Below are 26212 nucleotides of genomic sequence, written 5' to 3'. Positions count from 1 at the left end.
TTTCCGTTACTGCTTGCGGATCTCGGCGATCGCATCCTGCAGGCGCTGCCAGTTCTCCTGGCCCCAGCGCTCGGCGAGCTGCGGGTAGACCGGCTCCATCGCCGCCTTGAACGCCTCGATGTCGACGTCCTCGATGATCTTGGTGCGGCCGGACTTGCGGATCTCCTCCAGCATGTCGCGCTCGCGGCCCTGCTGCAGCTCGGAGTTCTTCTTGGAGATCGCCTCCGCCTCCTCGCGCAGGATCTTCTGGTGCTCCTCGGAGAGCCGGTCCCAGGTGATCTTGCTGATCAGGACGGTGTTGTTCTGCAACATGTGCCGGTCGAGCGTCAGCACGCCCTGCACTTCATAGTACTTGCGCGAATAGATGGTCGGGATCGGGTTCTCCTGCCCGTCCACCGTCTTCTGCTGGAGGGCGGTATAGACCTCGCCGAACGGGATCGGCGTGGGTGCTGCCCCGAACGCGCGGATCATCTCCACCCAGATCGGGCTTTCCGGCACGCGGATCTTGAGGCCGGCCATGTCCTCGGGCTTGCGCACCTCGCGGTCGGTGAAGGTGAAGTTGCGCCAGCCCCAGTAGGAGATCTTGGTGAGCGGCACGATGTTGTGCTGGTCGCGCAATTCATCCCAGAGCGGCTCGAAGGCGGGCCCGCGCAGGACCTGCTCGGCTTCCGCCCAGTCCGTCCACAGGAACGGCGTGCTGGCCATCTCCAGCGCCGGGACCAGCCCCGCCATGGCGGGCATGCTGGGTGCGGAGATGTCCAGCGCGCCGAACTTCACCTGCTGGATGAGGTCGACCTCCTTGCCCAGCTGCTCGGACGGGAAGACCTGGATCTCCAGCTCGCCGCCGCTGCGCTCCTTCACCTTCTCGGCGAACTCGTTGAACAGGTCGTTCAAGACCTCGCCCGGGGCATTGGCATGGCCGAACCGGAGCGTTTCCGCCTTTGCCACGGCCGAGGCCAAGAGGGCGGTGGTCACCGTCAGGGCGACCGCCAGTCGTTTCAACATTTTGAATATACCTCCCTAGCGCTTTTTGGCCGGATCTTCCTGGGCCGTCCCGGCTTCTAGTCCAACAATCCGGGCTGGGAAGCCAGCAGATGCTTACCCATCACCGCGGACCAGCAGGATGGCGACACGCAGCGCAAGAGCCAATCCCGGCCGCTGCTCGCGGTGGATGCGGGGATGGGACAGGTATGGAAGGGATGCGCAGGTCGAGAACGACCGTCAGCGCCGGCGCGCGACCGGCACCGGCCATGTTCACCAGGAAAGTATCGTCGGCAGCGGAGCCGACATGGCCGCTACCAATGGCGGCCGTCATGAATGATGGACCGGGGCGTGCGCCGGCCGGTCCGACAGGTTAGCGCATGACCTGCTCGAGCTTCTCCGGCCCGGGCAGCACCGGCTCGCCGCGCTCGTTGAGCGCCGCCTCGACGATCTGCCGGATCACGTCGGAGCGGCTCGGCCGCTCCGGTTGCGCGCTCCGCCAACGGTCGAGCAGCGCCATGGTGTCCGGGGCAAGCCGGACCTCGACCCGGACGTCCCCTTTCCGAGGCTCCGCCGGATCGTCCTTGAAGGGTTCCTGGCTCATGCGATTCCAACCGGCAGCGCCTGCCCTGGTTCCTCCAAGGGAGCACGCGGCAGTCCGAAGCCAGGTCAGCTGAACTCCAGCGAGGATACCGGGTCGCTGGCGGGAAAGCTCTCCAGCAGCGCTTCGTCGAGCAGGCGCTCGCGTTCCTCGGCCGACAGGCGCCGTGGCTGCGGCCGCGTGCGCATGGCCGGGCGCCGTTGACGTAGCTGCCCGGAGGCAGGGCGTTGTGTAACGAGTTTGCGCATAGAGCATCTCCCAGTTGTGGCACCCCCAAGGCCGTTGTTTCCTTCCCCATTAAGGTCGGTGGCAAATCGTCATCTTCAAGCCGGATGCCGCAGTCTCACGGTTTAATGGCGACTTTGAGCACGCCATCGCGCTGGTGGCCGAACAGGTCGTAGGCCTCCTCGATCCGGTCCAGGCTGAACTGGTGGGTGACCAGCGGCTTCAGGTCGACCCGCCCGGTCTCGATCACGCCCATCAGCCGGCGCATCCGCTCCTTGCCGCCCGGGCAGAGAGTGGTGACGATGGTGTGGTCGCCCAGGCCCGCGGCCAAGCCATCCAGCGGGATGCGCAGGTCGGTGGAATAGACGCTCAGGCTGGAGAGCGTGCCGCCCGGCCGGAGCGCACCCGCAGCGCCGCTTCGAAGGTGCCCTGCGTGCCCAGCGCCTCGACCGCGACGTCCACGCCGCGCCCGTCCGTGGTTGTCGTGGGCGATGACCATGCAAGCGGCGGTCTCGTCGGCGAACTGCGGGTTGAAGTCGAAGCCCAGGCCGCGAAAGAACGCCATCGACCGGCCGAGGTCCTTGACCGGGAGGTTGACGAAGATCCTGGTCGCCATCGCGCAAGCCTCACCTCGGGTTTTATCGCCACAAGATGCCGGAACGGCGCCATTCGGGCCAACGGGTGCAGGCTCACCCTCGATCCGCCGCTTGACCTTCCGTCGCGGTTTCGCTGTGCAGCAGCCATGATCAGCCGCCTCGCCGTTTCCGGCTACCGCTCCCTGCGCGACCTGCGCCTGGACCTCGGGCCGCTCAACCTGGTCACCGGCGCCAATGGCAGCGGCAAGTCCAGCCTGTATCGCGCCCTGCGGCTGCTGGCCGATCTGGCGCAGGGCCGGGTGGTGGCCTCGCTCGCCGCCGAGGGCGGCCTCTCCTCCACCCTCTGGGCCGGGCCGGAAGCCTTCTCGCGCGGCATGAAGGCCGGCACCGTGCCGGTGCAGGGCACGCTGCGCCGCCAGCCGGTCGGCCTCAAGCTGGGCTTCGCCGGTCCCGACTACGGCTATGCGATCGATCTGGGCCTGCCCAAGCCCTCCAGCTCCGCCTTTGCCCGCGACCCGGAGATCAAGGCCGAGAGTGTCTGGACCGGCGAGCTGCTCCGCCGCGCCAGCTGCTTTGCCGAGCGGCGCGGCCCGTCCGTGCGGCTGCGCGACGACCGGGGCGTATGGCGGCAGGCCATGACCGACCTCGCTTCCGCCGACAGCATGATGACCCATTGCGCCGATCCCAGGCAGGCACCGGAACTGCTGCTGCTGCGCGAGCGGATGGCCGCCTGGCGGTTCTACGACCACCTGCCGACCGACCGGAACGCGCCGTCGCGCCGGCCGCAGGTCGGCACCTTCACGCCGGTCCTGGCGCATGACGGCGCGGACCTGGCGGCAGCGCTGCAGACGATCGTCGAGATCGGCGACCGCGCCGCCCTGCGCACGACCCTGGACGACGCCTTCCCGGGCGCCGCCCTCGCGATCGGCGGCACGGACGGCTATCTGGAGGTGGAGCTGCGCCAGCCGGGCCTGCTCCGCCCGCTCAAGGCCGCGGAGCTGTCCGACGGCACGCTGCGCTACCTGCTGCTCACCGCCGCCCTGCTCTCGCCCCGCCCGCCGGCACTGATGATCCTGAACGAACCCGAGACCAGCCTCCACCCGGACCTGCTGGCACCGCTGGCCCGGCTGATCGGCCGGGCGGCGGAGCGCAGCCAGCTCGTGGTGGTCTCGCACGCGCCGGCCCTGGTGGACGCGCTCGCGGCCCAGCCCGCCTGCCGGCATCTTTCGCTCTGCAAGGAGCTCGGCGAGACCGTGCTGCCCGGGACCGAAGCGCCGGCCTGGGCCTGGCCGGAGCGCTGATCAGCGCTTCACGATGATGTACACGGCATGGATGATGCCCGGGATGTAGCCCAGCAGGGTCAGCAGGATGTTGAGCCAGAACTGGAGACCGAGGCCGACCTGCAGGAACACGCCGAGCGGCGGAAGGAGGATCGCGATCAGGATGCGCAGGACGTCCATGCAAGGCTCCGAAGGGTGGCGGCGGACCCGAAGGTCGCCGTGATGCTCCTTAAGACGCAGGACCGGCCTGCGCGGTTCCATGCGCAGTGGTCACCCGCCACGCCGCGTTGCGAGGCCGTGCCGGATCGGCCGGCTCCCGACCGATCCGGCCGGCCTTTGGCCCGCCGCAGCCTCAGAGCATCGGCCGCCCGCCGGTGACCGGGATCACGGCACCGGTGATGTAGCTGCTCTCGTGCGAGGCCAGCATCACATAGGCGGGCGCCAGCTCGACCGGCTGGCCGGCGCGGCCGAGCGGCGTGTTCTGGCCGAAGCTCTCGACCTTCTCCGGCGGCATGGTCGAGGGGATCAGCGGCGTCCAGATCGGCCCCGGCGCCACCGCGTTGACCCGGATGCCCCGCTCCGCCACCAGGCCCGCCAGGCCTGCGGTGAAATTGGCGATCGCACCCTTGGTGGTGGCGTAGGCCAGCAGCGTCGGCGACGGGTTCTTGGCGTTGATCGAGCTGGTATTGATGATCGAGCTGCCCGGCTTCATCAGCGGGATCGCTGCCTTGCACAAATAGAACTGGCTGTAGAGGTTGGTGCGGAAGGTGACGTCCCATTCTTCCGCGCTGATGTCCTCGATCTTCTCGAAGGTCGCCTGGTGCGCCGCGTTGTTGACCAGGATGTCGAGCTTGCCGAACTCCTGCTGCGCCCGCGCCACCAGCTCCTTGCAGTGGCTCTCCTCCTTGATGTCGCCGGTGACCACCACGGCCTTGCGACCGGCCTGCTCCACCCAGCGGGCGGTCTCCTTCGCGTCCTCGTGCTCGTTGTAATAGGAGATCAGGACATCCGCCCCCTCGCGGGCGAACGCGATCGCGACGGCGCGGCCGATGCCGGAATCGGCGCCGGTGATGATCGCCGCCCGCCCCGCCAGCCGGCCGCTGCCCTGGTAGCTTTCCTCGCCATGGTCCGGCTTGGGCGTCATCTTGCCGGTCTCACCCGGCATGTCCTGCTGCTGCTTGGGCTGGGGCGGCTGGGGCGCGTCGTTCTTCGGGTCGGTAATCATCGGCTCTGCTCCTGGCCTTCGGCCCCTCGCGGGGCGGCGTTGCGCTGCGTGGAGAACGGCCCGCCCCCGGCGAGGTTGCGCCCGCCCCGCCATTGCTTCTCGCGACTCCGCCGATGGCATTTGTCACCCAAAGGTAGAAGTTTGTTGACGCGAGAGCGCGTCGTTGGCGGAAATGCGCTTGTACATATTGCACCGCTGGATTTTCGGCATGCTCCATCTCGTTCTGGATCGGGAAGCCGCGGACAGGCTCGCTGCCTTGACCATGGCCAGCCTGGACGAGCTCGCTCTCGCCCCGCTCCCGGCCAGCTACAGCATCGTGTTCGCCTACCATGCCGGCCAGTTCCCCGAGCTCGCCGCGGAGGTGCAGGCGATGCTGGCCGACCCCGCCACCGCCAGCCCCGCGCGTTGCGAGGCGATCTACCACCATCACTTCGGCAGCGAGCCGATGCTGGCGGACTATGACGAGACGATCCGGAGCCTCGGACGGAGCGTCACCGAGATCGCGGACCTGCTCCATGCGACGGCCGGCCATGACAGCCGGTTCCGCCGGATCGGCACGGAGCTGGCCGCTGCCGCCGGCACGGCCGACGCTGCCGCCAGGGCCATGCTGGAGCGGATCTGCCAGGAGTTCGCGGCACTCGCGCAGGAGAACAGCCGGCTGCGCGCCGGCGTGACCGAGCGCATCGAGGCCTCGACGGAGAGCATCGCCCGGGTCAGCGCGCGCTTCGAGGTCGAGCGGGTCCGGTCACGGACCGACCCGCTCACCCGGATCGGCAACCGGCGCTGCCTGGACGAGGAGATGCGCCGGGATCCCGAAGCCGGCCTGATCCTCGCGGACATCGACCATTTCAAGCGCTTCAACGACAGCTACGGGCACAAGGCCGGCGACCTGATCCTGGTCGCGTTTGCCCGGATCCTGCGCCAGGCCGCCGGCAGCCATGGCCTGGCCGCCCGCTACGGCGGCGAGGAGTTCGCGATCCTCCTGTCCGATACCACGCTCGCCCAGGCCGCCGGCATCGCCGAGCGGGCGCGGACCATGCTGGAGGGCATGGCCAAGATCACCACCAAGGGCGGGCTGTCGCTGAGCAAGGTCACCGCATCGTTCGGCGTGGCCGCCGGCCGGGCCGACGAGCCGCCCGAAGCTCTGATCGAGCGGGCCGACCAGGCGCTCTATCTCGCCAAGAACGGCGGCCGCAACCGGGTCGTCACCGCGGCCGAGGCACCGGCCTGACGGGCCGCGAGCCTCACCTGGCATCGTCGCCGGTGTCGAGGTGGAAGATCTCGATCCGCTCGCGGCGGCCGCGCAGTTCCTGGTGGCCCAGCGAGCGGATCGGGAAGCGGTCGCCGATCAGCGCCACCGTGCCCTCGGCCAGCAGGACGGTAACCGCATCGTCCGGCCTGCCCACGCCACGCGCGTGCTCCTCCAGCCGCTCGGCCACGTTCACGACATCGCCCACCACCGTGTAGTTGACCCGGCTGGGCGCGCCGATATCGCCCACCACCGCGCGGCCGCTGCAGATCCCGATCCGCACCTGGACCGGCGCCAGCCCCTGCGCCCCGCGTGCCTCGTTGTCCAGGCGCAGGACCCGCGCCACCTCCAGCGCGGTGGTGCAGGCTCGCTCGGCATGATCGGGCTGGGAGCCCGGAGCCCCCCAGAACGCCATCATCGCGTCGCCGATATACTTGTCGATGGTGCCCTCGGTCGCCTCCACGCAGCGGTCGATCAGGGTGAAGTGGTGGTTCAGGAAGGTCGCCACCTCGGTGGCCGGCAGATGCTCGGAGAGCGTGGTGAAGCCCGCGATGTCGGTGAACATGACGGTCACCTCGCGCTCCACCGAGGTGATCGCCTTGGGCGAGCCCTGGCGCATCAGCCGGCGCACGAGGCTGCGCGGCACGTAGGTCGCGAACAGGCGCAGCCCGCCGACCATGGCGTCATAGGCGGCCGCGGCCTCGTTCAGCTCGCGGAACATGCCGCGCAGCCGGGGCGGTGGCGCGTCGAAATTGAGTTCGCGCAGCCGGTTCGCCTCCTCCGCCAGCTCGCGGATCGGCTGGCTGAGGCTGCGGCCGATCAGCAGCGCCAGCCCCAGCCCGACCAGCAGCACGAGCCCGCCGATCCAGAGCAGGTGAGTCAGCCGATCGAGCTGGGGTGCCGCCACCTCCACCGGCAGGTAGGTGCCGATGATCCAGGGCTGCTGCCCGTAGCCCGCCAGCTCCTGGAGCAGGAACACGAAGCTCTCGCCGTCCACCTGGACGATCCGGGCGCTCACCGCGTCGTTGGTGAAGGTGCTCCCCCGCTCGGATTTGAATTCCGGGTCCGGGCTCCACAGCCTCGCCAGCACCGGGTCGCCCAGTTCGTCCAGGTCCGGCAGCGGATGCTCATTGCTGAGCCCGGGGAATCCCTCGGTCAGGTCCGGGTGGGCCAGCACCGAGTTCGGCCCGTAGAGGATGAAGGGCCGCATCTGGCTGCCAGCCAGCATGCCGAGGAACTCGGACAGCTCGGCCGTGGTGACGCCGGCGATCAGGGCGCCGATGAACTCGCCGTCCCGCCGGACCGGGACGAACAGGTTGATGAAGGGCATCTCGCGCCCCTCGGTGACGTAGAGCTCGCCCCAGAACGGGCCGGTCGCCACCGCAGCCTGGCCCATGGCCGCCTCGAAGCCCGGATCCTCCCGCCAGTCATTGATGGAAAGCGGCGTGTCCGGCCGGTTGCGGAAGGCGCGCAGCACCTGCAGCTCCGGGCTGGCGAACGCCACCACGCTTTCCTGGGGTACGGCCGCCAGCGAGGCGAGCAGCCGGTCGCCCAGCTTTTCCGGGTGGCGGAGGTCGAGATCCTCGCGCTCCATCTGCGCGGCCAGGAACTCCAGTTGCGCCTGCACCGGGTCGAGATGGGCGCGGATCCGCTCGGCCACCGAGCTGATCAGGAATTCCGAGCGGGCGCGCACCAGCTCGGTCGTATTGAGCTGGGCGATCCGGTAGCCCGCGAACAGCACGAAGCCCACCGCCACCGACAGCAGGAGCGTGGTGGTGACCAGGAGCGCCACCGCGATCGACATGCTGGGCGGCCGCACCCGCCGCCACGCTCGCCGCCGCCGCGCCTGTCGCGCCGCCGACGCATCCGCTCCGATCATGCAGGCCGCCGCGGCGCTGCGGATGCGGAGCGCCGGATGCACGACGACGACCACTGCCAGACTGCCGCGATGTCCATGCCGGTCCAGGTGCCGCCGGGAACGCCCTCGTTCCCGGTGGGCCGACCATGCACCACAATCATCGAACCGTCATCGGTCCTGCAACCGCGCATGGCGGCGCCCGTACCTGACCTCACCCGACCTGATCGAGCTTCTGGCGGGCCGCCTGCCAGCGGCCGGCGGTCTGCGGCTTGACGAAGATGTCGGCGATCTCCGGATGGGCCGCCTTGAGCGCCTGTTCCAGCCGCTCGACGCATTCCTCGATCGCGGTGGCCTGCAGTTCGTCGGCAAAGTCCACGCTGATCGCCACCACCACTTGGTCGGGACCCATCTGCACGGTGAGCACGCCATTGGCCCGCTCGACCGCCGGGTCCTGCCTCGCGATCGCCAGGATCGAACGCTGCACCTCCGGCAGGGCCGGCTCGCCCATCAGGAGCCCCTTGCTTTCCCGCGCCAGGAAGACCGCGGTGGCGGTGAGCACCAGTCCGATCCCGATGGAGGCGACCCCGTCCAGTTCCGGCATGGCCAGCAACTGGGCCAGCGTGATGCCGGTGAGCGCGATGATCAGGCCGAGCAGGGCCGCGCTGTCCTCGAACAGCACGGTGAAGGTGGTAGGGTCCTTGCTCCGCCGCACCGCCGCGAGATAGCCGAGCTTCCCCTTCTCCCGCCGGAACTCCTTGAGCGCCACGCGCCAGCTATACCCCTCGAACAGGATGGAGAGCAGCAGCACCACGTAGTTCACATGGACGTTCTCGACCGGATGCGGCGCCAGGACGTGGGAGATGCCCTCGTAGATCGAGACGCCCGCACCCAGCGCGAAGACCAGGAGCGCCACGATGAAGCTCCAGAAATAGATCTCGCGCCCGGGGCCCAGGGGATGGGTCCGGTCCGGCGGCCGCCGCGCCCGGCGCAGCCCGTAGAGCAGCAGGATCTCATTGCCGGTGTCGACCAGCGAATGCACCCCCTCGCTCAGCATCGCCGAGCTGCCGGTGAAGCCCGCCGCCCCGAACTTGGTGATCGCGATCAGGAGGTTGCCGAGCAGCGCCGCATAGATCACCTTGTTCGAGCCGGCGTGCGCCGCCATCGTCGCCTTTCCTCGGGGATGCTTCGTGCAACGCCCGCGTGCCGGCCGGGGTTTCCGTTGATGGGACGGGAAGATGAAGGCGGTGGCCGCGCACCCTGACGAGCAGGCTCGCGAACGCGCAGCGACTTGGTGGTTCAGGGCGTGGTCGAGCCTGTTCCTGGTGCTGCTGGCCCTGCCCTGGCTCCTGGCCGCCTATTCTCTGGCGGACTGGTCGTGGCCCGGAGCGCAGGCGCTGCTCCAGGGAACGGTGCCGGATGGCTGGCGCCTGATCCGGCACTGGGACGTCTGGTACCGCGTACCGCTGCTGCTCTCCTTCATGGCGAGCGCGCTTGCCTGGCTGCGGTGCCGGCGGCTCCACGCCGCTGACCGGCGCTGCTCGCTCCGCGTCATCGGCCTGCGGCTGGGCCTGGCATTGGCCTCGCTCGCCCTGTGCCTCGTCGCGGCCGAACGGCTGGCCCAGGTGGTGGACCAGGTCGTGGCCCATCCGCTGGTGGAGCTGCCCGCCGACGACCGGGCGATCGCCGACACGCTCCTGGGCCAGTTCGCCCGGGTGGCGGCCGGCACCGAGTTCGACCAGGTGATCGGGGAGGCGCTGGCGCGCGGCGATGTCGAGCATGCCCGGATCCATGCCGCCGCCGCCGATCTGGCGGGGCGGCCGCTGCTGCCCGCCACTCGTGAGGCGCTGGCCGAGGCTACCGGCTGGCAGGCCACGCTCCTGCGCAACTCCTGGGATGCCCTGCGCGGCGGAGTGACCGGGCAGGGCGAATCGCTGAGCGGCCTGGCCGGCGCCCTGGCCGTCGACCTCACGCCGGCCGGGGACCTGCGCGACATCGTCTATCAGCTCGGAATGGCCGAGCAGCCGGACGAGCTGGTACTGGGCCTGTCCGTGGCAGGGCTCGGGCTCACCGCGGCTGCCTTCCTGGCACCGGCCCAGGCAATCCCGGCACGGTTCGGCAAGGCCGTGCTCAAGACGGGTGCCCGTTTTGCCAGGGTGAGCGCCGGGGTCGGCGCCGACATCCGCCGGCTCGCCGCCCGGCTGGTCGACCTGCCGGCGGCCAAGCGTGCCGCCGCAAATCTCGACCTGGCGCCTGCGACGGCCGCGCGCCTGATCCGCACCGAGGTGGCAGGCGAGCTGGGCCAGGTCGGCACCGAGCTCTACCGGATCCAGCGCGCCGCCGGCACCGGTGCTGCCCTAGGCGTGCTCGGGCAGGCCGACCGGCTGGCCGACCTGCCATTCTACCGGCGGGTGGCCCAGGCGCTCGGCAAGAACACCGAGCCGGTACTGGCCACGCTCGGCAAGCAGACCCGGCAGGCCTTCCGCGTCTACCGCGCCGGCAAGCGGGCCTGGCTCACCACCGGCGGCTGGCTCGCAGCGCTGGCGACCAGCCTGGGCGGCCTCCTCCTTTCCCTGTCCGGGAATGCCGTCTCCTTCCTGCTCAAGCGCCGGATCCGCCACCTTTCCGGCGGGTTCCTGTCGTTCCTGCCATGGCGGTCCGCCGGCTTCACGGCGCTGGGCCTGCTGCTCCTGCCGGGCGCAGCACTGGCGGATGATCGGCCGCCGCCGGAACTGCCGAGCGGCCGCTCGGCGGCGACGCCGGCGGTGACCGCCGGGCGGCAGATGATCGTGACCGCCAATCCGCTGGCGACCGAGGCCGGCCGGGACGTGCTCGCCAAGGGCGGCAGTGCCGTGGACGCCATGATCGCCGCGCAGTTCGTCCTGAACCTAGTGGAGCCCCAGTCGTCCGGGATCGGCGGCGGCGCCTTCCTGCTCCACTGGAACGCGGAAGCGGGCGAGCTCACCAGCTTCGATGGCCGTGAGACCGCACCGGCCGCAGCCATCCCGGACCGGTTCCTCGGGCCGGACGGCCAGCCCATGCCGTTCACGGACGCAGTGCCGGGCGGCCACTCGGTGGGCGTGCCGGGCACGCTGGCCCTGCTGGAGCTGGCGCACCGGCTGCACGGCTGGCTTCCCTGGGCGGAACTGGTGGCACCGGCGATCCGGCTGGCGGAGAAGGGTTTCCCGATCTCCCCGCGCCTTGCCGGCGCCATCGCGGACAGCCGCACCGGACTGGCCGAGTTTCCCGAGGCGCGCGCCTATTTCCTCCAGGAGGACGGCCCGCCGCGTGCTGCCGGGAGCGTGCTGCGCAACCCGGCCTTCACCCGGACCCTGCGGCGGATCGCGGCGGCGGGCTCTGCACCGTTCTACCAGGGTGCCATCGGCGAGGAGATCGTGGCGGCGGTCGCCGGCGCCGCGCGCAACCCCGCGACCCTGACCATGCAGGATCTGGCCGACTACCGGGTGGTCCTGCGCGACCCGGTCTGCCGGCCCTACCGCGTGTACCGGGTGTGCGGCATGGGCCCGCCCAGTTCCGGCGGCATTGCCGTGCTGCAGATCCTGGGCCTGCTCGAGCATTTCGACATGGCCGGGCTGGGGCCGACCGCAGATGGCATGCAGGTGCTGGTGGAAGCCTCCAAGCTCGCCTTCGCCGACCGCAACCTCTACCTCGCCGACAGCGACTTCATCCAGGTTCCCGTGCGCGGCCTGCTCGACCAGGCCTATCTGACCGCCCGCGCGCAAGGGATCGCGCTGGACCGCTCGATCGCCAAGGCCGAGGCCGGCAACCCGCCCTGGCGCGAGGCTACGCTCCTGGCACCCGACGAGAGCGACAAGCTGCCCGGCACCTCGCAGCTCGTGGTGGTCGACGCCGCCGGCAACGCCGTGTCGATGACGACCACGATCGAGAGCGGCTTCGGCAGCCGGCTGATGGCGGGCGGCTTCCTGCTCAACAACGAGCTGACCGACTTCGCCTTTGCGCCCGAGGAGAATGGCCGGCCGGTCGCCAACCGGCTGGAGCCGGGCAAGCGGCCACGCAGCTCGATGGCGCCCACCATCGTGTTCGACCGGGCCGGCGCCCCGGTCCTGCTGATCGGCTCACCCGGCGGCAGCCAGATCATCGGCTATGTCGCCCAGGCCCTGGTCGCGATCCTGGACTGGGGCATGGATCCGCAGGCGGCGGTGGCGATGGGCCATGTGCTCAGCCGCAACGGCCCGGTCGAGCTGGAGGCCGATACCGAGGCGGCGGATTTCGAGGCGGCGCTGCGGGCACGCGGCCAGGAGGTCCAGGTCAAGCCGCTGAACAGCGGCCTGCACGCGATCCGGCTTAGCCCCACCGGGCTGGAGAGCGGCGTCGACCCGCGCCGCGAGGGTGCGGCCGCCGGCGAGTGAGACGGCGGCCGGGCAGGGCCGGCATGCGGCAGCACCCGCTCAGGCGTCGGCCCTGGGCCACAGGAAGCGCGCCGTGACCTCGAACACGTTGGTGCCCGCCACCGGCCTGACCCGGGTCACCTTCGCCAGGTAGCCGCCGGCGGTACTGGGCCGCTCCGGCGTGCGTGGCATCAGGACGTAGCCGCTCAGCTTCTGGCGTGCCCGCAGCGGGACATGGCAGGTGAAGACGACCTTGCGCGGGCTGATCGACACGGTGATGCCTGCCCCGCCCTCGAAGGTGATCAGCAGCCCGCCATGCGCCGTGGCGACAGTTCTGCCGCTTCGTGCCAGGACCGGTCGCGCCACGGTGGAGGGCGCTGGCGACGGGCGGATCCGGGAGTAGGAGGCAGTCGCCCTGCCCGGGCCAGCATAGACATGCATCGAGGCGTTTCCCTGAAGGCTTCGTGGATGCCCGGCAGCAATCGGTGTGCCACCGGAAAACAGTCAGCCTGCTCAAGGATTTACCGGAACCTGCCGTCGTCGGAGCGGAGCCGTGTGGGTGATATGCCCCAATCCGGCGGGTGGTCTCACCCACCGGCGGCCCGCCGCCCTGCCGGATCAGCCGGGCTTGGTGAGCGCCAGCTTCTCCACCCGGTAGCGCAGGGCGTCGCGGCCGAGCCCCAGCAGCTTGGCCGCCGCGGTCACGTTCCAGTTGGTGCGCTCCAGCGCCTGCTGCATGAAGCTGCGCTCCATGGCCTCCAGGTCGATGCCGGCCTCGGGCAGGCCGATCGACCCGTCCGCGGCGGCCGGCGTGGCCCGGGCGTCCTCCTTGCCGAGCGAGGAGAGGATCAGCGATTCCGGGCCGATCTCGGGACCCGGCGCCAGCAGGGCCGCGTGCTCCATCACGTTGCGCAGCTCGCGGACATTGCCCGGCCAGTGGTGGCTGCCCAGTGCCTGCTCCGCCCGCGGGCTCAGATGCAGCTCTGGCCGGCGGTAGCGCGCCTTGGCCTGGTCCAGGAAATGGCGGGCGAGGAGTTGCACGTCGCTGCCGCGTTCGCGCAGGCTGGGCACGCTCAGCGCCACGATCCGCAGGCGGAAATACAGGTCGGTGCGGAAGCGGCCGGCACGCACCAGTTCCTCCAGGGGCTGGTTGGTCGCCGCCACGATCCGGACGTCGATCGCTCGGTCGCGCACCGCCCCCAGCCGCCGCACGCGGCGGTCCTCGAGCAAGCGCAGCACCTTGGCCTGGAGCGACAGGTCCATGTCGCCGATCTCGTCCAGGAACAGCGTGCCGCCATCGGCCGCCTCCACCAGGCCCAGCTTGCGCTCCTTGGCATCGGTGAAGGCCCCGCGCTCGTGGCCGAACAGCTCGTCCTCGATCAATGCGGCCGGCAGGGCCGCGCAGTTGATCTCGATGAAGGGTGCGGCGGCACGCGGCCCCTCGAAATGGATCGCCCGGGCGATCAGCTCCTTGCCGGTGCCGGTCTCGCCGACCACCAGCACCGGCGGCGGCGGCAGGCCGCCCGCCATCTGCCGCTCGCCGTGGGCCAGCCGGGAGATCTCGTCCTTGAGCCGCAGCACCGCCGGCGAGGCGCCGACGATCCGGTCCAGGCCGCTGCCGCGCGCATCGCGATGCTGGTAATAGCTGAGCGTGCTGGCGATCCGATCGTCGGTGGAAATCTTGTCCACCAGCCGCTTCAGGTCGCGCAGGATCAAGGGCTTGGTGACATAGTCGTAGGCGCCCGCCTTCAGCGCATCGACGGCGTTCTGGACGTTGCCGTGCGCCGTCATCATCACGACGCGCAGGTCCGGATCCAGCTCGCGAAAGCGCCGAAGCGCCTCCATCCCGTCCATGCCCGGCAGCCGCAGGTCGAGCAGCACGAGGTCGGGCCTGAAATCGGCGACCTCCGCCAGCCCCTGCTCGGCGCTGAGCGCCACGCGCACGGCATGGCCCTCGCGCTCGAGATAGCTCGCCATGTTGCGGGCGAGGCGCTCCTCGTCGTCGATGATCAGGATGGCGGCACCGTTCACGAACCGGCTCCCAGCAGCAAGAGACGCGCCTCGGTGCCCTGTCCGGGCAGGCTCATGAGATCCAGGCTGCCGCCTAGGCGCTGGGCGATCTGCCGGGCGAGCGGCAGCCCCAGGCCGAGCCCGCCGGGCTTGCGGCTGTAATAGGGCAGGAACGCGCTCTGCAGTTCCGTGCTGCTCATCCCAGGGCCGGTGTCCATGACGCGCACGAGGATGTGGATCTCGCCCTTGAGCCGTGCCTCCACACTGAGCCTGCCGCCATCCGGCATCGCCTCCACCGCATTGGTCAGGAGGCTCGAGACTGCCTGGCCGAGCAGCAAAGGCTCGGCCAGGCAGGGCGGCAGGTCGGGCGCCAGGCGCACATCCACCTCGATGCCGCGCTGGCGGCACTGGGCGGCGATCTGCGCCAGGCAGCGCTCCAGCGCCGGTCCCAGGGGCAGCGGCTCCGGCTCGACCGCCTCGGCCCGGGCATAGTGCAGATATTCACGCACCCATTCTTCCAGCCGGTCGGTATCCGCGATGATCTCGCGCAGGAGCCGCTGCTGCTCGGCCGGATCTCCGTCCAGCGAGAGTTCCGCGGCCGAACGGATCGCCGCCAGCGGGTTGCGCAGGCCATGGGCCACGGCAGACGCGACCTCGCCGGATGCGGCCAGCGTACGGGTCGCGATGAGCTCGCGCTGCTGGGCCTCGATCAGCCGTGCCGCGCGGGCGATCAGCCAGAACAGGGCGCAGTAGAGCACGAGGCCGGCGCCGACCGCGCCCGCGATCACCATTTGCCGCCCGCGATGGATCGCATGGGCCAGGGCTTCCGGCGTGCGGTACACCTCGACCACCCCGATCACCCTGGGCCCGCCGGAGCGCGACCAGATCGGCAGATAGTTCTCGACGAAGAACGTGCCGCTTTCCGCGAGGCCGGCATGCTCCGGCTTGTCGTGCGACCCGGCATAGCCGCTCTCGACTACCGGCCGGCCGCCCAGCGCCCGCTCCAGCTCGACATTGTGGGTCTCCACACGGCCGACCAGGCTGGGGTCGGTCGACCAGATGACCTGCCGGCCGAGATTATAGGCATTGGCCCGCAGCACGCCCGGCATGTTGCCCAGATGGGCATAGAAATCCCCGACATGGCGGTCGCCCCTGGCCGGTGCCTCGCCCAGGAAGTAGCCCTCGGCCTGCTCGTCCTGCACGATGCTGTTGATGAACAGCATCATGGTCTCGGCGTCGCGGGCCAGGATGTTCTCCGTCATGAACCGTTGCATCGACCAGGCGGCGATGCCGGCCAGCACGATGATCGCGCAGGCGCTGACCAGGCCGAACCAGCGCACGAGGTTGAACGTGGGCGCCTTGTTGCCTGCGCCGACCGCTGCCGAGGACATCATGAACTCTCGACAATACTTAAAATGGCGACGCGTTTCCGCGCCAACTATCCTGCCAATCTAGCCGGTAAGGCTGGCCTGCGCGACAATGTTCCGCGCCCGCATGGCGCGGCGACGCGCGGGCACTACCCCATTATGGTGCAGCAGGTCCGCTGCCGGAGGATCGAGGCACGGCACGGCCGTGACGGGCGCGGACGGGAGTTGTCAGCATGAAGATCGCGGTCGTGGGCGGCGGCATCATGGGTGCCGGCACCGCCTACCACCTGGCCCGCAAGGGTGCGGACGTCGTCGTGGTGGAGCGTGCCGATCCCGGCCGAGCGACCTCGGCCGGTGCCGGCATCATCTGCCCGTGGATCCGCAGGGACCACGATCCGGCCTATTACGCGCTGGCACGCGCCTCGGCCGCCTATTACGCCGAGCTCGTCCCGGCCCTTGCCGAGGACGGCGAAACCGAGCTCGGCTACCGCAAGGTCGGCGCCCTGCTGCTGTCGGCGGATCCGGCGGTGCTGGATCGGGCCGAGGCGCTGGTGCGTCGCCGCGCCGAGACCGCGCCCGAGATCGACACCGTCGAGCGGCTGGCGCCGGCCACGGTGCAGGAACTGTTCCCGCCGGTCGACCGGCAGCTCTCGGCACTGCACGTGAGCGGCGCTGCCCGGCTGGACGGGCGGCTTCTGGCTTCTGCCCTGGAACGCGCCTCGATCCGGCACGGCGCCCGCTGGCGGCGCGGCCATGCGGAACTCCTGGTGGAAGGTGGCCGGGCGGTCGGGATCATCGCCGATGGCGAGCGGATCGAGGCGGATGCGGTGGTGATCTGCGCGGGTGCCTGGGCCTCCCGGCTGCTGGCGCCCTTCGGCGTGGACCTTCCGGTGGCACCCCAGCGCGGCCAGATCGTGCATCTGCGCCTGCCGGGCGTGGACACCTCCGCCTGGCCGGTGCTGCTACCGGCCGAGACCGACCACTATCTCCTGGCCTTCGACGATTCCCGGGTGGTGGCGGGTGCCACCCGCGAAACCGGCTCCGGCTTCGACCACCGGGTGACCGCCGGCGGCCTGCACGAGGTGCTGGGCCAGGCGCTGCGCGTGGCGCCGGGCCTGGCCAGCGCCACCCTGCTCGAGACCCGGATCGGCTTTCGGCCGATGAGCCTGACGGGCAACCCGTTGCTGGGCGCGCTGCCCGGTATCGGCGGCCTGTTCGTCGGCAACGGTTTGGGACCGAGCGGCCTGACGCTCGGTCCCGGCTCGTCGCGGCTCCTGGCCGACCAGGTGCTGGGCGAGCCGCCCTCGCCGCTGATCACACCCTTCCGGCCCTGAAACGCCGGCCCGCTCAGCTCGGGCGGGTCAGCACGTAGGCTGCCCCGGTCAGCATCAGCAGTGCGACCAGGCCCGCCACCGGCAGGCCGGGACGGCTGGCGAACCAGAAGACGGCGAAGCCTGCCGTCATGCCCAGGCAGGCCATGAGCTTGGCCCGCCTGGGAATGGCGCCGCGCTCGCGCCACTGCCGCAGGAGCGGCCCGAACCGCGGGTGCTGGAGGAGCCACGTCTCCAGCCTGGGCGAGGAGCGGGCAAAGCAGCCGGCCGCCAGGATCAGGAACGGGGTGGTCGGCAGGACCGGCAGAAAGATCCCAACGAAGCCCAGCCCGACCATGAGGTAGCCCAGCGCGAGAAAGCCGCCACGCCGCATCGCAAGCCCTTGCCGTGGACGGCGAGCCTGCGCGCGCGCGCAGCGGGATTCAAGCGCCGCGGCGCTGCCTCAGCCCGGCAGCTTCGCCAGGGCAGCGGTCACGCCCAGGCAGGCCTCGGCCACCTCGCGGCCCTTGATGCGGAAGTGCTGGAAGAAGAAGTCGTGGTGGGTGCCGTGCTCGTGGAAATGCTGCGGGGTGAGCACCGCCGAGAGCACCGGCACCAGCGTCTCGAGCTGGACCTGCATGAGCCCGGAGATCACGGCCTGGGCCACGAACTCGTGCCGGTAGATGCCGCCATCCACCACCATGCCGGCCGCGATCACGGCCCGGTAGCGGCCGGACTTCGCCAGGAGCTTGGCGTGGAGCGGGATCTCGAAGGCGCCGGGCACCTCGAACTGGTCGATCGAGCCGGCCTGTACCCCGCCATCGGCCATGCGCGCGAGGAAGCCGTCGCGGCACTGGTCGACGATCTCCTTGTGCCAGCAGGACTGGATGAAGGCGAAGCGGGAAGAGGACTGGTCCACGAACGCGGCTCCCATGGCTGCCGATGCACCGACCAGGGCAGACGCAGGGCCGGCGTCCGGATCCGAAGGATCCATCTGCCCGCCACCGATCTCTTGCATCCGGACTGTGACCGTCGGCTCCGGGATCGCACCGGAATCTGCTGACCCTGCCGCCAAAGAACGGCAGGCGCTCGCGGGCTCGCAGACCGGCCGCAACCGATCCGATCACCGCCGGTGGGGACTTCCACCCCGCCCCGAGATCATCGCCCGCCTCCATTCAAGCGGGCACCGCAGCCATAGGTCGGCGGCACGCGTCCTGGCAAGCCGCGGCGGGCAGGATCACATCATCCGGGGCGCCGCAGCGCCATCGGCGATCAGCGGGTAGCGGGCGCGGGCGTCGAACAGCTGATAGTGCCACCATTCGGCGCGATAGAAGTCGAAGCCCGCGGTGGTCATCAGCCCCAGGAGGAGCAGGCGGTTGCGCTGCGCCTCGGGCGAGACGCCGGCATCGCCATGGTGGGAGCGTGGGGTGAAGGCGTCGAACTCGGTGCCCATGTCGAGCTCCTGGCCCTCGGCGTCCACCAGCGTCAGGTCGACCGCCACGCCGCGGCCGTGCGGCGAGCCGCGCCAGGGTACGGCCAGGAACTCCGGGTCGGGCGTGTGTGCCCAGAGCTGCCACTGCGCCTCGGGCGGCCGGTACAGGTCGAGCAGCTTGAGCCGCAGGCCCAGCCCTTTGGCCTGGGCAATGGCGCGTTCCAGCGCCGCCAGGGCATCCTGGTGCAGGAGCGGCAAAGCGCGAGCATAGACCGGCTTTCCGGTGAAGTTGCGCTCCGTGGCGTAGCGCAGGTCGATCTCGACCTCATGGCGGCCACGGTCGATCGGGACGAGTGGCATGGGCGGGCAGGTGTGGTCCGGAGGTGACTGGAGCTTTCGCAAGATGCCGTACCGTCGCATGGACGTCGAGAAGCCGCTTGCCGAAGTCATGGGCCGGTCGTAGCGGCGAGACGGTCCGATCATGCGGGGACGAAGCGCTTGGCGAGAAATGACAGCCAGAAGACGGTCGTGTTCGACCTGGGCGGCGTGCTGATCGACTGGAACCCGCGTTATCTCTACCGGACCATGTTCGACGACGCGGCCGCGATGGAGCGGTTCCTGGCCGACGTGGCCACCGGCGAGTGGAACGAGAAGTTCGATGCCGGCCGGCCGATGGACGAGGGCATTGCCGAGCTCCTGGCACTCCACCCGCATCTGGACGTACCGCTTCGGGCCTGGAAGACGCGCTGGATCGAGATGATCAAGGGCCCGATCCACGGCACGGTCGAGATCCTGGACGAGCTGGCGGCGCGCGGCACCCATCTGGTGGCGCTGACCAACTGGTCGGTGGAAACCCTGCCGCTGGTGCGCCACGACCCGGGCTACCCGTTCTTCGAGCAGTTCGAGAAGGTCTACGTCTCCGGCGAATTGCGGCTGATCAAGCCCGATCCGCGCATCTTCGCCCATGTCGAGACCGATCTCGGCAAGGCGCCGGATCGGCTCGTGTTCATCGACGACAATCCGGCCAACGTGGCGGCGGCCACGGCGCGCGGCTGGATCGCGCATCGCTTCACCGATCCGAGCACCCTGCGGGACTTCCTGATCGGGCAGGGTCTTCTGGCCAGGGCGGCCTGAGCGATGCGGCGGTCGCTGCGCCTCCTGGCCGGTGCCGTCGCCCTGGTGCTTCTCCTGACGATCCTGCTGGTGCTGGCCGCAGGCATCGGCTCGCTTCCGCGCACCGGCGGCAGCTACCGCCTGGCCGGGCTGGACGGCCCGGTGGCGATCGGGCGCGACCGCTTCGGCGTGCCGCACATCCAGGCGTCCAGCGAGCGGGACGCCTATCGCGCCCTGGGCTTCGTCCAGGCGCAGGACCGGCTCTGGCAGATGGAGTTCCAGCGCCGCGTCGGCCAGGGCCGGCTGGCCGAGCTGGTGGGGCCGGCGGCCCTGCCCATCGACCGGCACCTGCGCGTGCTGGGGCTCTACCGGACAGCCGAGCAGGCGGTGGCCCGGCTGGACCCGGCGACGCGCGCGCTGCTCGATGCCTATGTCCAGGGGGTGAACGACTGGATCGAGGGCCGTGACCGGCTCCTGCCCCCGGAGTTCTGGATCTTCTGGCACCGGCCGGAGCGGTGGACCGCGGCGGACAGCGCCGTCTGGGTCAAGATGATGGCGCTGACCCTGGACGGCGACATGAATGCCGAGATCCTGCGCCAGCGGCTCCTCGGCGTGCTGCCGCCCGAGCTGATCCAGGACCTGTGGCCGGGCATGGCCCTGCCGCAGACCGTGGGCAGCCACCTGCCGGACGGGTTCCTGAGAGAGCTGGCGGCGGCCCTGCCGGCGCCGCCCGCCCCGGGCACGGGCTCCAACGCGTTCGCGGTAGCACCCGGGCGCAGTGCGAGCGGCGGCGCGCTCCTGGCAGGTGATCCCCATCTGGAGCTGCGCTCGCCCGGAGTCTGGTACCTCGCCCATCTGGAGGCGCCGGGCCTGGCGGTGACCGGCGCCACGCTGCCGGGCCTGCCGTTCGTGGTGATCGGCCGGACGCGGCAGCTCGCCTGGAGCCTGACCACGACCGGGGCCGACGTGCAGGACCTGTTCGTCGAGACGCTCGATCCGGCCGATCCCGCGGCCTACCTGACGCCCGAGGGCAGCCGGCCCTTCTCGGTGCGCACGGAGCGGATCACGGTGGCCGACGAGGCCGACCAGGTCCTGTCGGTGCGCACCACCCGGCACGGGCCGGTGATCTCCGACCTGGTGGACGTGCCGCACCCGGCCGGCAGCGTGGTGAGCCTCGCCTGGACGGTGCTCGACCCGGACGACCGGACGATCCGCGCCGGCTTCCGCCTGCCCCATGCCCAAAACGTCGCCGAGGCGCGCCAGGTCCTGCGCGACTACCGCAACCCGGTGCAGAACTTCATGCTGGCCGATGCAGCCGGGAGGATTGGCCTGGTCGTGGCCGGTGCAGTGCCGGTGCGCCGCGGGGGCGACGGCAGTATGCCGGTGGACGGCGCCAGCGGCCGGTTCGACTGGACCGGCACGATCCCGCCGGACGAACTGCCGGCCCGGATCGACCCGATCAGCGGCAGCATCGCGAACGGCAATGATCGAGTGGTGGACGACGACTATCCCCACCTCGTCGCCACGAGCTGGGAGCCGGACTGGCGGCGCCGGCGGATCGACGCCCTGCTCGCGGCAGAGCCGGTGCTGGACGGCGACGACCTGATCCGCATCCAGCGCGATCACCGCTCGGGCTTTGCGGTCGAGCTGCTGCCGACCCTGCTGGGTGCCACCGGGCTGGCGCAGGAGCCGGCGGCGCTGCTGCGGGACATGGCGGGCTGGGACGGCACGATGGCCGAGGAAAGCTGGCAGGCCGGCCTGTTCCTGGCCTGGGCGGAGCACTTTGCGCGGCGGGTACGCGCCGACGAGCTGGGCCCGGCGGCAGCGCTGGTGGGTGGCCTGCGCGGTGCCTTCCTGGCCGATGTGCTGCGCAACCGGCCAGGCTGGTGCGACGACCGACGAACCGAGCCGGTGGAAGACTGCGCGCATATCGCCGGGCTGGCCCTCGCGGACGCGCACCGGGCCCTGGTGCGCACGTTCGGCGCCCGACCTTCGGCCTGGACGCTCCGGCGGGTGCAGCATGCCGAGCTGGCCCATGCGGTGCTGGGCGGCGTGCCGCTGCTCGGTTCCTGGTTCAGCCAGGATCTGACCAAGGCGGGGGATCCCTACAGCGTGGACGTGGCCGGCACCCGGGTGGACGCGAGCCTGGTGCGCCGGACGGTCACCCATGCGGCGAGCCTGCGCATGGTGGCGGACCTGGCAGAGCCGGAAGGCATCCGGATCGTCACCGCAGGCGGCCAGAGCGGCCACCCCCTGTCGCGCTGGTTCAGCGACGGTGCCCGGCGCTGGGAGCGGGACATCCGCATCCGCCTGCCGGCGAGCGAGCTGATCGAGCTGCTCTCCCTGGTCCCGTGATGGCCGGCCCGGAGTGTCGAGGGCATTCAACAACTCGGGCGTTATATAGTTTACCTATATCCTCCTCTAGCCTTGCCTCATATCCTGGAACCGGAGGTGGACGATGCAGACCAGGGTGCCGGGCAGATGAAGGGCGACAGCTTCGGCACGCGGCTGCGTGCGCTCCGGATGGCGAAGGGCCTGTCCCAGGTGGAGCTGGCCCGCCTGATCCACCGGCATCCGACCGCGATCGGGCCCTATGAGCGCGACGAGTACGCGCCGCCCCGGGAAGTGGTCGATCGGATCGCGGAACTGCTCGAAACGACCCCGGAATATCTGTGGTTCGGCCGCAGCCCGAAGCGGCCGACCCTGGCCCAGGGCGGCCGGATCGGGCCGGGCGGGCTCGCCCGCCCGCTGGATGCGACCGCCCTGCCCCTGGAGCTGCGCTCGGAGCGGCTCCAGGTCTGGCTCCTGGAGGATGCGGCCCACGGCCCACGCTACCGGCCGGGCGACCTCCTGCTGGTGGCTGTCGAGCCGCTGCGACCGGACCAGGCGCTCGGGCGGGACGCGCTGGTAAGGCTGGCCGATGGCCGGGACGTGCTGGGCCGCCTCCTGCCGGGTGCCAGCCCCGACCTGCCGCTCCTGTGCCTGTCCGGGGGTGACGCGGCGGTCGCGGTGGAGGCTTTGGCGGCCCGGCCCGTGCTGGGCGTGCTGGCGGCGGATGCGGTGGCCGGAAGTGAGGCTGCCGAGGCTTGAGAGTTCACCTATGATGGTTGATGAGAAATTATAGAAGTACTAGCTTCGCACAAATTAGCTGGTATTTTATCGAAATCGATCGGGACGCGAGACGAACCGGATTGCGGTGGGTCTCGAACGCGGCTGGAGATCTCACTTCATGAATCAGATGGCCACCAGCAAGGTCGTCTCTCGTGGTACCGGCGGCCGGTCCCGGGCACTCGACGTCGACCATTATGTCTCGATGCGGATCCGCCAGCGCCGGATCATGCTGGGCCTGACCCAGCAGCAGATGGCGGAGCTGATCGGCGTCACCTACCAGCAGGCGCACAAGTACGAGACCGGCATCAACCGGATCTCGGCCGGCCGGCTGTTCCAGATCGCCCAGGCCCTGGGCGTCGACATCAGCTACTTCTTTGAGGACGTCGAGCCCGACAAGAACGCGAAGCCCAAGGACAAGGAGCTGATGCCGCAGCAGCGCATGCTCCTGGAGCTGGCTCGCAACTTCTCGTCGATCGGCAGCCGCAAGCACCAGGACGCGCTCTGCAACCTGGCGCGCGTGCTGGCCGGCACGGAGCGCGAGGAAGCCTGATCTCCCCAGCGGCCGGCTCGCCGGCCGCCTCCGACCTCACCCAGCCATCGCCATGCGCAGGATGCGCCGGGTCTCCTCCCAGTTCACCGTCGCGACCGCCTCTTCCAGCGTGAACCAAGCGGCCTCGGCGGCATCATCCCCGGCGACCGCCCGGTCGTGCTCGGCATCGGCGACGAAGTCGATCAGCGTGTAGTGCCACGCCACCCGGCCATCGGCATCATGCTCGATCAGGTCGACCGTGGTCAGCAGGCGGCAGTTCGACAAGGGCAGCGCGGTCTCTTCCATGACCTCGCGCCGCGCCGCCGCCTCGACCGTCTCGCCCAGATGCTGCCGCCCGCCCGGCAGGCTCCACTGCCCGGCTCGCGGCGGCTTGCTGCGCCGGATCAGCAGCACCCGCCCCTCGTGCCGCACTACTACGCCTACCCCGACGATCGGGCCGGTCGGATAGTCACGCCGCGCCTCGCTCATAGGCCCTGCCGGTGCTGGACTTGTGTGCGCTCGGATGACAACACTTTGTGAAACGTTATGATCACCGGCTCAACCTCAGAGCTACGCATTGACTTGGCTGCGCCCGACACCATCATCGACGGCGCGAGCAAGGGGGAGCTTCGTGACGTCCGCGCCTGTCCTGTCTGCCAGCCGGACGTCCCGGATGGGCATCCTCGCCCGCCCAGGCTCGCCTAGGCCGGTGGCGGGTGCCGTCGCCCGGCGCCGTCGGGAGGGCTGATGGCGAGGATAGTCGTCATCGATGACCGGGTCACCAACCGCAACATCCTGACCAGGCTCGCCCAGTCGGTGGAGGAAGGCCTGACCGTCCAAGCCTACGGCACCGCGGTCGCCGCCCTTGCCGCGATCGACGCCTCCAGCGCGCCGGACCTGGTGGTCACCGACTTCAACATGCCCGGGATGAACGGTGCCGAGCTGATCCGCCAGCTGCGCTCCCGCCCGGGCTGCGAGCTGATCCCGATCGTCGTGGTCACCGTCTACGAGGACCGCGACTACTGCTACCGGGCGCTCGAGGCGGGCGCCACCGACTTCCTCCTGAGCCCGGTCGACCATCTGGAGTTCCGGGCCCGGATCAAGAACCTCCTGACCATGCGCCGCCAGCAGCGCCTGCTGGCCGAGCGCGCCGCCGACCTGGAGCAGCGCCTGACCGGCAATGGCGGTGCCGGCGCCATCCTCCTGGACCCGGCCAGCCTGTGCGCCCGCCTGGCGATGCCGGCGTTTGCCACCGACCCGGCCGGGCGTATCGTCGCCGCCAGCCCGTCCTGGCTGCGGCTGATGGGCGAGGCCGCACCGGGGCCTGCCGCGAACGGCCACCCGCCCACGCTTCGGGACGTGCTGGGCGAGGAGCTCGCGATCCGCCACCAGCTCCAGGCCGACAAGATCCTGGAAACGGGCGACGGCTCGGTCCAGCCCTGGATCGAGCAGATCGGTACCGCCGGTCAGGGCCGCCCCGTCCTGCTGGCCTGCGCGCCGCTCGCCGATGCCGCGGGCCAGGTGGGCCATGTGCTGACGATGTGGCACGAGGTCGAGGAGGTGCTGCGCAGCCAGTCCGCGACCGCACCGGCGGTACGGGTCGATGCGCTCACCGGCCTGCCCTCCTTCCAGGCCATGCTGGTGCGGATCAGCCAGGAGATCGGCCGCACCCGGGCCGAAGGTGCCTTGATGGCGCTGGTCCATATCGACATCGACCGGTTCAAGAGTTTCAACAACGCCTATGGCGACGCGTTCGGCAGCGCGCTCCTGCAGGCCCTGGCCCAGCGCATGCGCAGCCGGATGAAGGAGGTTGAGACGCTCGGCCGGCTCCGTTCCGATGAGTTCCTGGTCGTCCACCCGGGCCTGCGCCGGCCCGACGAGGCGGCCGAATTGTGCGGGCGCCTGAGCGAGATCTTCGCCGAGCCGTTCCAGATCGACGAGCGCGAGATCAATGTCAGCGCGTCCATGGGTGTCACCATCTGGCCGAACGATGCCCAGGACCAGGACCAGCTCCTGCGCAACGCCGAGCTGGCCATGCACCGCGCCAAGCAGTCCGGCCGCGACACCTGGCGGTTCTTCGCCGAGGAGATGAACGTCACCGCCAAGCGGACGATCCAGCTCGAGCGCGAGCTCCGCCAAGCCCTGACCGCGCGGCAGTTCACCGTCCACTACCAGCCGCAGCAGGACCTCCAGACCGGTCGGGTGGTCGGAGTGGAGGCGCTGGTGCGCTGGAACCACCCCAACCGCGGGATCGTCCGGCCCGGCGAGTTCCTCCATGTCGCCGAGGACATCGGGCTGATCGCACCCTTGTCCAACTGGGTGCTGCAGCAGGCCTGCCGGCAGTTGCGTACCTGGCAGGAGCGCGGCATCGGCGGCTTCACCATGTCGGTGAACATCAGCCCCGGCCAGTTCCGCGAGAAGGGCGTGGAGCGGCAGATCGGCCAGCTGCTCGCCGAGACCGGGATCGACCCCAGGTGGATCGACATCGAGATCACCGAGGACGCGCTGTTCGAGAACACCACCCAGGCCATGGGCACGATGCGCTTCCTCTCCGACCTGGGCCTGTCCTTGTCCCTGGACGATTTCGGCACCGGCTATTCCTCCCTGGCCTATCTGCAGCGCCTGCCGGTGCAGCGGCTCAAGATCGACCGGCAGTTCGTGCTCGACCTGGAAACCAACGAGCAGTCACAGCGCATCGTCCACATGATCGTGGAGCTGGCGCGCACGCTCGGCCTGATCGTCCTGGCCGAGGGCGTGGAAACGCCGGGCCAGCGCCAGATCCTGCAGCGGATCGGCTGCGACCAGATCCAGGGGCACCTGATCGGCATGCCGATGCCGCCCGAGGAGTTCGAGCGGCTGCATGCCGTGCCGAGCACCGGGCCGGCCTTGGCCGGTGGAACCAGCAGCGGGAAGCCTGGACGTGGCGACGGATGACCCGCCGCCGCCGCGCCAGCGCCA

22 protein-coding genes, 2 pseudogenes and 1 riboswitch are annotated in these 26212 nt (G+C 70.3%); of the genes and pseudogenes, 9 read left to right on the top strand and 15 right to left on the bottom strand.

The window, feature by feature from the left end:
- Positions 1 to 6 precede the first annotated feature (6 nt).
- From HLA95_RS13295 to HLA95_RS29895, 4 genes and pseudogenes are all read right to left on the bottom strand, one after another.
- Positions 7 to 1005, bottom strand: a complete 999-nt coding sequence (locus HLA95_RS13295; RefSeq protein WP_191059910.1) for a TRAP transporter substrate-binding protein — start codon at positions 1003 to 1005, stop codon at positions 7 to 9.
- Between the two features lie 349 nt (positions 1006 to 1354).
- A complete protein-coding gene (locus tag HLA95_RS13290; protein WP_191059909.1) occupies positions 1355 to 1585 on the bottom strand; it encodes a hypothetical protein in 231 nt (76 codons plus the stop codon).
- A 340-nt stretch (positions 1586 to 1925) separates the two neighbouring features.
- Positions 1926 to 2284 (bottom strand): annotated as a pseudogene (locus tag HLA95_RS13285) (zinc-binding dehydrogenase); the annotation flags it as partial.
- 25 nt (positions 2285 to 2309) lie between these two features.
- Positions 2310 to 2423: pseudogene (locus HLA95_RS29895) on the bottom strand (VOC family protein); the annotation flags it as partial.
- A gap of 126 nt (positions 2424 to 2549) precedes the next feature.
- Between HLA95_RS29895 and HLA95_RS13280 the strand changes: the two are divergent.
- Complete coding sequence (locus HLA95_RS13280) at positions 2550 to 3704, top strand: AAA family ATPase (protein WP_222183603.1); 1155 nt, start codon at positions 2550 to 2552, stop codon at positions 3702 to 3704.
- Here HLA95_RS13280 and HLA95_RS13275 read toward each other — a convergent pair whose 3' ends face one another.
- The gene (locus tag HLA95_RS13275; protein WP_035485317.1) at positions 3705 to 3863 is read right to left on the bottom strand and encodes a YqaE/Pmp3 family membrane protein; all 159 of its coding nucleotides are present in this window, start codon (positions 3861 to 3863) and stop codon (positions 3705 to 3707) included.
- 172 nt (positions 3864 to 4035) lie between these two features.
- The gene (locus HLA95_RS13270) at positions 4036 to 4908 is read right to left on the bottom strand and encodes an SDR family oxidoreductase (protein WP_191060870.1); all 873 of its coding nucleotides are present in this window, start codon (positions 4906 to 4908) and stop codon (positions 4036 to 4038) included.
- Positions 4909 to 5116: 208 nt separating this feature from the next.
- Here HLA95_RS13270 and HLA95_RS13265 point away from each other — a divergent pair, with 208 nt between their 5' ends.
- Positions 5117 to 6139 carry a GGDEF domain-containing protein gene (locus HLA95_RS13265; protein WP_191060869.1) on the top strand — a complete coding sequence of 341 codons (1023 nt, stop codon included), beginning with the start codon at positions 5117 to 5119 and terminating at the stop codon, positions 6137 to 6139.
- 13 nt (positions 6140 to 6152) lie between these two features.
- Here the strand turns inward: HLA95_RS13265 and HLA95_RS29130 are convergent, their stop codons facing one another.
- Together HLA95_RS29130 and HLA95_RS13255 are read right to left on the bottom strand one after the other, a co-directional pair.
- Positions 6153 to 8090, bottom strand: coding sequence for an adenylate/guanylate cyclase domain-containing protein (locus tag HLA95_RS29130; protein ID WP_222183601.1), 1938 nt, complete (start codon positions 8088 to 8090; stop codon positions 6153 to 6155).
- A gap of 136 nt (positions 8091 to 8226) precedes the next feature.
- Positions 8227 to 9177, bottom strand: a complete 951-nt coding sequence (locus HLA95_RS13255; protein WP_191062194.1) for a cation diffusion facilitator family transporter — start codon at positions 9175 to 9177, stop codon at positions 8227 to 8229.
- A gap of 1480 nt (positions 9178 to 10657) precedes the next feature.
- Here HLA95_RS13255 and ggt point away from each other — a divergent pair.
- Positions 10658 to 12403, top strand: a complete 1746-nt coding sequence (ggt, locus tag HLA95_RS29820) for a gamma-glutamyltransferase (protein WP_370467489.1) — start codon at positions 10658 to 10660, stop codon at positions 12401 to 12403.
- 39 nt (positions 12404 to 12442) lie between these two features.
- Here the strand turns inward: ggt and HLA95_RS13245 are convergent, their stop codons facing one another.
- The 3 genes from HLA95_RS13245 to HLA95_RS28840 all read right to left on the bottom strand — a co-directional run bounded on the left by HLA95_RS13245 (position 12443) and on the right by HLA95_RS28840 (position 15786).
- The gene (locus tag HLA95_RS13245; protein ID WP_191059889.1) at positions 12443 to 12823 is read right to left on the bottom strand and encodes a hypothetical protein; all 381 of its coding nucleotides are present in this window, start codon (positions 12821 to 12823) and stop codon (positions 12443 to 12445) included.
- 177 nt (positions 12824 to 13000) lie between these two features.
- Positions 13001 to 14413 carry a sigma-54-dependent transcriptional regulator gene (locus HLA95_RS13240; RefSeq protein ID WP_222183599.1) on the bottom strand — a complete coding sequence of 471 codons (1413 nt, stop codon included), beginning with the start codon at positions 14411 to 14413 and terminating at the stop codon, positions 13001 to 13003.
- On the bottom strand, positions 14410 to 15786 hold the full coding sequence (locus HLA95_RS28840; protein WP_191059890.1) for a sensor histidine kinase: 1377 nt from the start codon (positions 15784 to 15786) through the stop codon (positions 14410 to 14412). Before HLA95_RS28840 ends, HLA95_RS13240 begins: the two co-directional genes overlap by 4 nt.
- A gap of 206 nt (positions 15787 to 15992) precedes the next feature.
- Here HLA95_RS28840 and HLA95_RS13230 point away from each other — a divergent pair, with 206 nt between their 5' ends.
- Positions 15993 to 17093 carry an NAD(P)/FAD-dependent oxidoreductase gene (locus tag HLA95_RS13230; protein WP_191059891.1) on the top strand — a complete coding sequence of 367 codons (1101 nt, stop codon included), beginning with the start codon at positions 15993 to 15995 and terminating at the stop codon, positions 17091 to 17093.
- Between the two features lie 13 nt (positions 17094 to 17106).
- Here the strand turns inward: HLA95_RS13230 and HLA95_RS13225 are convergent, their stop codons facing one another.
- The 3 genes from HLA95_RS13225 to ddpX all read right to left on the bottom strand — a co-directional run bounded on the left by HLA95_RS13225 (position 17107) and on the right by ddpX (position 18861).
- The gene (locus HLA95_RS13225; RefSeq protein WP_191059892.1) at positions 17107 to 17463 is read right to left on the bottom strand and encodes a YbaN family protein; all 357 of its coding nucleotides are present in this window, start codon (positions 17461 to 17463) and stop codon (positions 17107 to 17109) included.
- Between the two features lie 69 nt (positions 17464 to 17532).
- Complete coding sequence (locus HLA95_RS13220; protein ID WP_191059893.1) at positions 17533 to 18003, bottom strand: 6,7-dimethyl-8-ribityllumazine synthase; 471 nt, start codon at positions 18001 to 18003, stop codon at positions 17533 to 17535.
- Between the two features lie 68 nt (positions 18004 to 18071).
- A riboswitch (FMN riboswitch) is annotated at positions 18072 to 18233 on the bottom strand.
- 73 nt (positions 18234 to 18306) lie between these two features.
- Positions 18307 to 18861, bottom strand: coding sequence for a D-alanyl-D-alanine dipeptidase (ddpX, locus tag HLA95_RS13215; protein ID WP_191059894.1), 555 nt, complete (start codon positions 18859 to 18861; stop codon positions 18307 to 18309).
- A gap of 138 nt (positions 18862 to 18999) precedes the next feature.
- Between ddpX and HLA95_RS13210 the strand changes: the two genes are divergently transcribed.
- The 4 genes from HLA95_RS13210 to HLA95_RS13195 all read left to right on the top strand — a co-directional run bounded on the left by HLA95_RS13210 (position 19000) and on the right by HLA95_RS13195 (position 23275).
- Positions 19000 to 19635, top strand: a complete 636-nt coding sequence (locus HLA95_RS13210) for an HAD family hydrolase (RefSeq protein WP_191059895.1) — start codon at positions 19000 to 19002, stop codon at positions 19633 to 19635.
- 3 nt (positions 19636 to 19638) lie between these two features.
- Positions 19639 to 21969: a penicillin acylase family protein gene (locus tag HLA95_RS13205; RefSeq protein ID WP_222183597.1), complete on the top strand. Its 2331-nt coding sequence runs from the start codon at positions 19639 to 19641 to the stop codon at positions 21967 to 21969.
- Positions 21970 to 22065: 96 nt separating this feature from the next.
- Complete coding sequence (locus HLA95_RS13200; protein ID WP_222183595.1) at positions 22066 to 22704, top strand: helix-turn-helix transcriptional regulator; 639 nt, start codon at positions 22066 to 22068, stop codon at positions 22702 to 22704.
- A 148-nt stretch (positions 22705 to 22852) separates the two neighbouring features.
- Positions 22853 to 23275: a helix-turn-helix domain-containing protein gene (locus HLA95_RS13195; protein ID WP_159715601.1), complete on the top strand. Its 423-nt coding sequence runs from the start codon at positions 22853 to 22855 to the stop codon at positions 23273 to 23275.
- Between the two features lie 36 nt (positions 23276 to 23311).
- On the opposite strand, the gene HLA95_RS13190 is transcribed toward HLA95_RS13195, so the two are convergent.
- Entirely contained in the window at positions 23312 to 23743 is a 432-nt protein-coding gene (locus HLA95_RS13190; protein WP_191062058.1) for an NUDIX hydrolase, read from the bottom strand.
- Between the two features lie 258 nt (positions 23744 to 24001).
- Between HLA95_RS13190 and HLA95_RS13185 the strand changes: the two genes are divergently transcribed.
- Positions 24002 to 26188, top strand: coding sequence for a GGDEF/EAL domain-containing response regulator (locus tag HLA95_RS13185; protein ID WP_222183593.1), 2187 nt, complete (start codon positions 24002 to 24004; stop codon positions 26186 to 26188).
- The last annotated feature ends 24 nt before the right edge of the window (positions 26189 to 26212 follow it).

Source organism: Geminicoccus harenae (genome assembly GCF_019800005.1).
Lineage (GTDB): Bacteria > Pseudomonadota > Alphaproteobacteria > Geminicoccales > Geminicoccaceae > Geminicoccus > Geminicoccus harenae.
The sequence above is the reverse complement of the archived record's forward strand: the minus strand, read 5'-3'. Positions and strand labels throughout refer to the sequence as shown.

Excerpts from the sequence above, each read along its gene's own strand:
- HLA95_RS13275 (WP_035485317.1), bottom strand. The coding sequence starts at position 3,863 with ATGGACGTCCTGCGCATCCTGATCGCGATCCTCCTTCCGCCGCTCGGC.
- HLA95_RS13270 (WP_191060870.1), bottom strand. The coding sequence starts at position 4,908 with ATGATTACCGACCCGAAGAACGACGCGCCCCAGCCGCCCCAGCCCAAG.
- HLA95_RS13265 (WP_191060869.1), top strand. The coding sequence starts at position 5,117 with ATGCTCCATCTCGTTCTGGATCGGGAAGCCGCGGACAGGCTCGCTGCC.
- HLA95_RS13295 (WP_191059910.1), bottom strand. The coding sequence starts at position 1,005 with ATGTTGAAACGACTGGCGGTCGCCCTGACGGTGACCACCGCCCTCTTG.
- HLA95_RS13230 (WP_191059891.1), top strand. The coding sequence starts at position 15,993 with ATGAAGATCGCGGTCGTGGGCGGCGGCATCATGGGTGCCGGCACCGCC.
- HLA95_RS13245 (WP_191059889.1), bottom strand. The coding sequence starts at position 12,823 with ATGCATGTCTATGCTGGCCCGGGCAGGGCGACTGCCTCCTACTCCCGG.
- HLA95_RS13225 (WP_191059892.1), bottom strand. The coding sequence starts at position 17,463 with ATGCGGCGTGGCGGCTTTCTCGCGCTGGGCTACCTCATGGTCGGGCTG.
- HLA95_RS13220 (WP_191059893.1), bottom strand. The coding sequence starts at position 18,003 with ATGGGAGCCGCGTTCGTGGACCAGTCCTCTTCCCGCTTCGCCTTCATC.
- HLA95_RS13255 (WP_191062194.1), bottom strand. The coding sequence starts at position 9,177 with ATGGCGGCGCACGCCGGCTCGAACAAGGTGATCTATGCGGCGCTGCTC.
- HLA95_RS28840 (WP_191059890.1), bottom strand. The coding sequence starts at position 15,786 with ATGATGTCCTCGGCAGCGGTCGGCGCAGGCAACAAGGCGCCCACGTTC.
- HLA95_RS13190 (WP_191062058.1), bottom strand. The coding sequence starts at position 23,743 with ATGAGCGAGGCGCGGCGTGACTATCCGACCGGCCCGATCGTCGGGGTA.
- HLA95_RS13280 (WP_222183603.1), top strand. The coding sequence starts at position 2,550 with ATGATCAGCCGCCTCGCCGTTTCCGGCTACCGCTCCCTGCGCGACCTG.
- HLA95_RS13205 (WP_222183597.1), top strand. The coding sequence starts at position 19,639 with ATGCGGCGGTCGCTGCGCCTCCTGGCCGGTGCCGTCGCCCTGGTGCTT.
- HLA95_RS13195 (WP_159715601.1), top strand. The coding sequence starts at position 22,853 with ATGGCCACCAGCAAGGTCGTCTCTCGTGGTACCGGCGGCCGGTCCCGG.
- HLA95_RS13290 (WP_191059909.1), bottom strand. The coding sequence starts at position 1,585 with ATGAGCCAGGAACCCTTCAAGGACGATCCGGCGGAGCCTCGGAAAGGG.
- HLA95_RS13185 (WP_222183593.1), top strand. The coding sequence starts at position 24,002 with ATGGCGAGGATAGTCGTCATCGATGACCGGGTCACCAACCGCAACATC.
- ddpX (WP_191059894.1), bottom strand. The coding sequence starts at position 18,861 with ATGCCACTCGTCCCGATCGACCGTGGCCGCCATGAGGTCGAGATCGAC.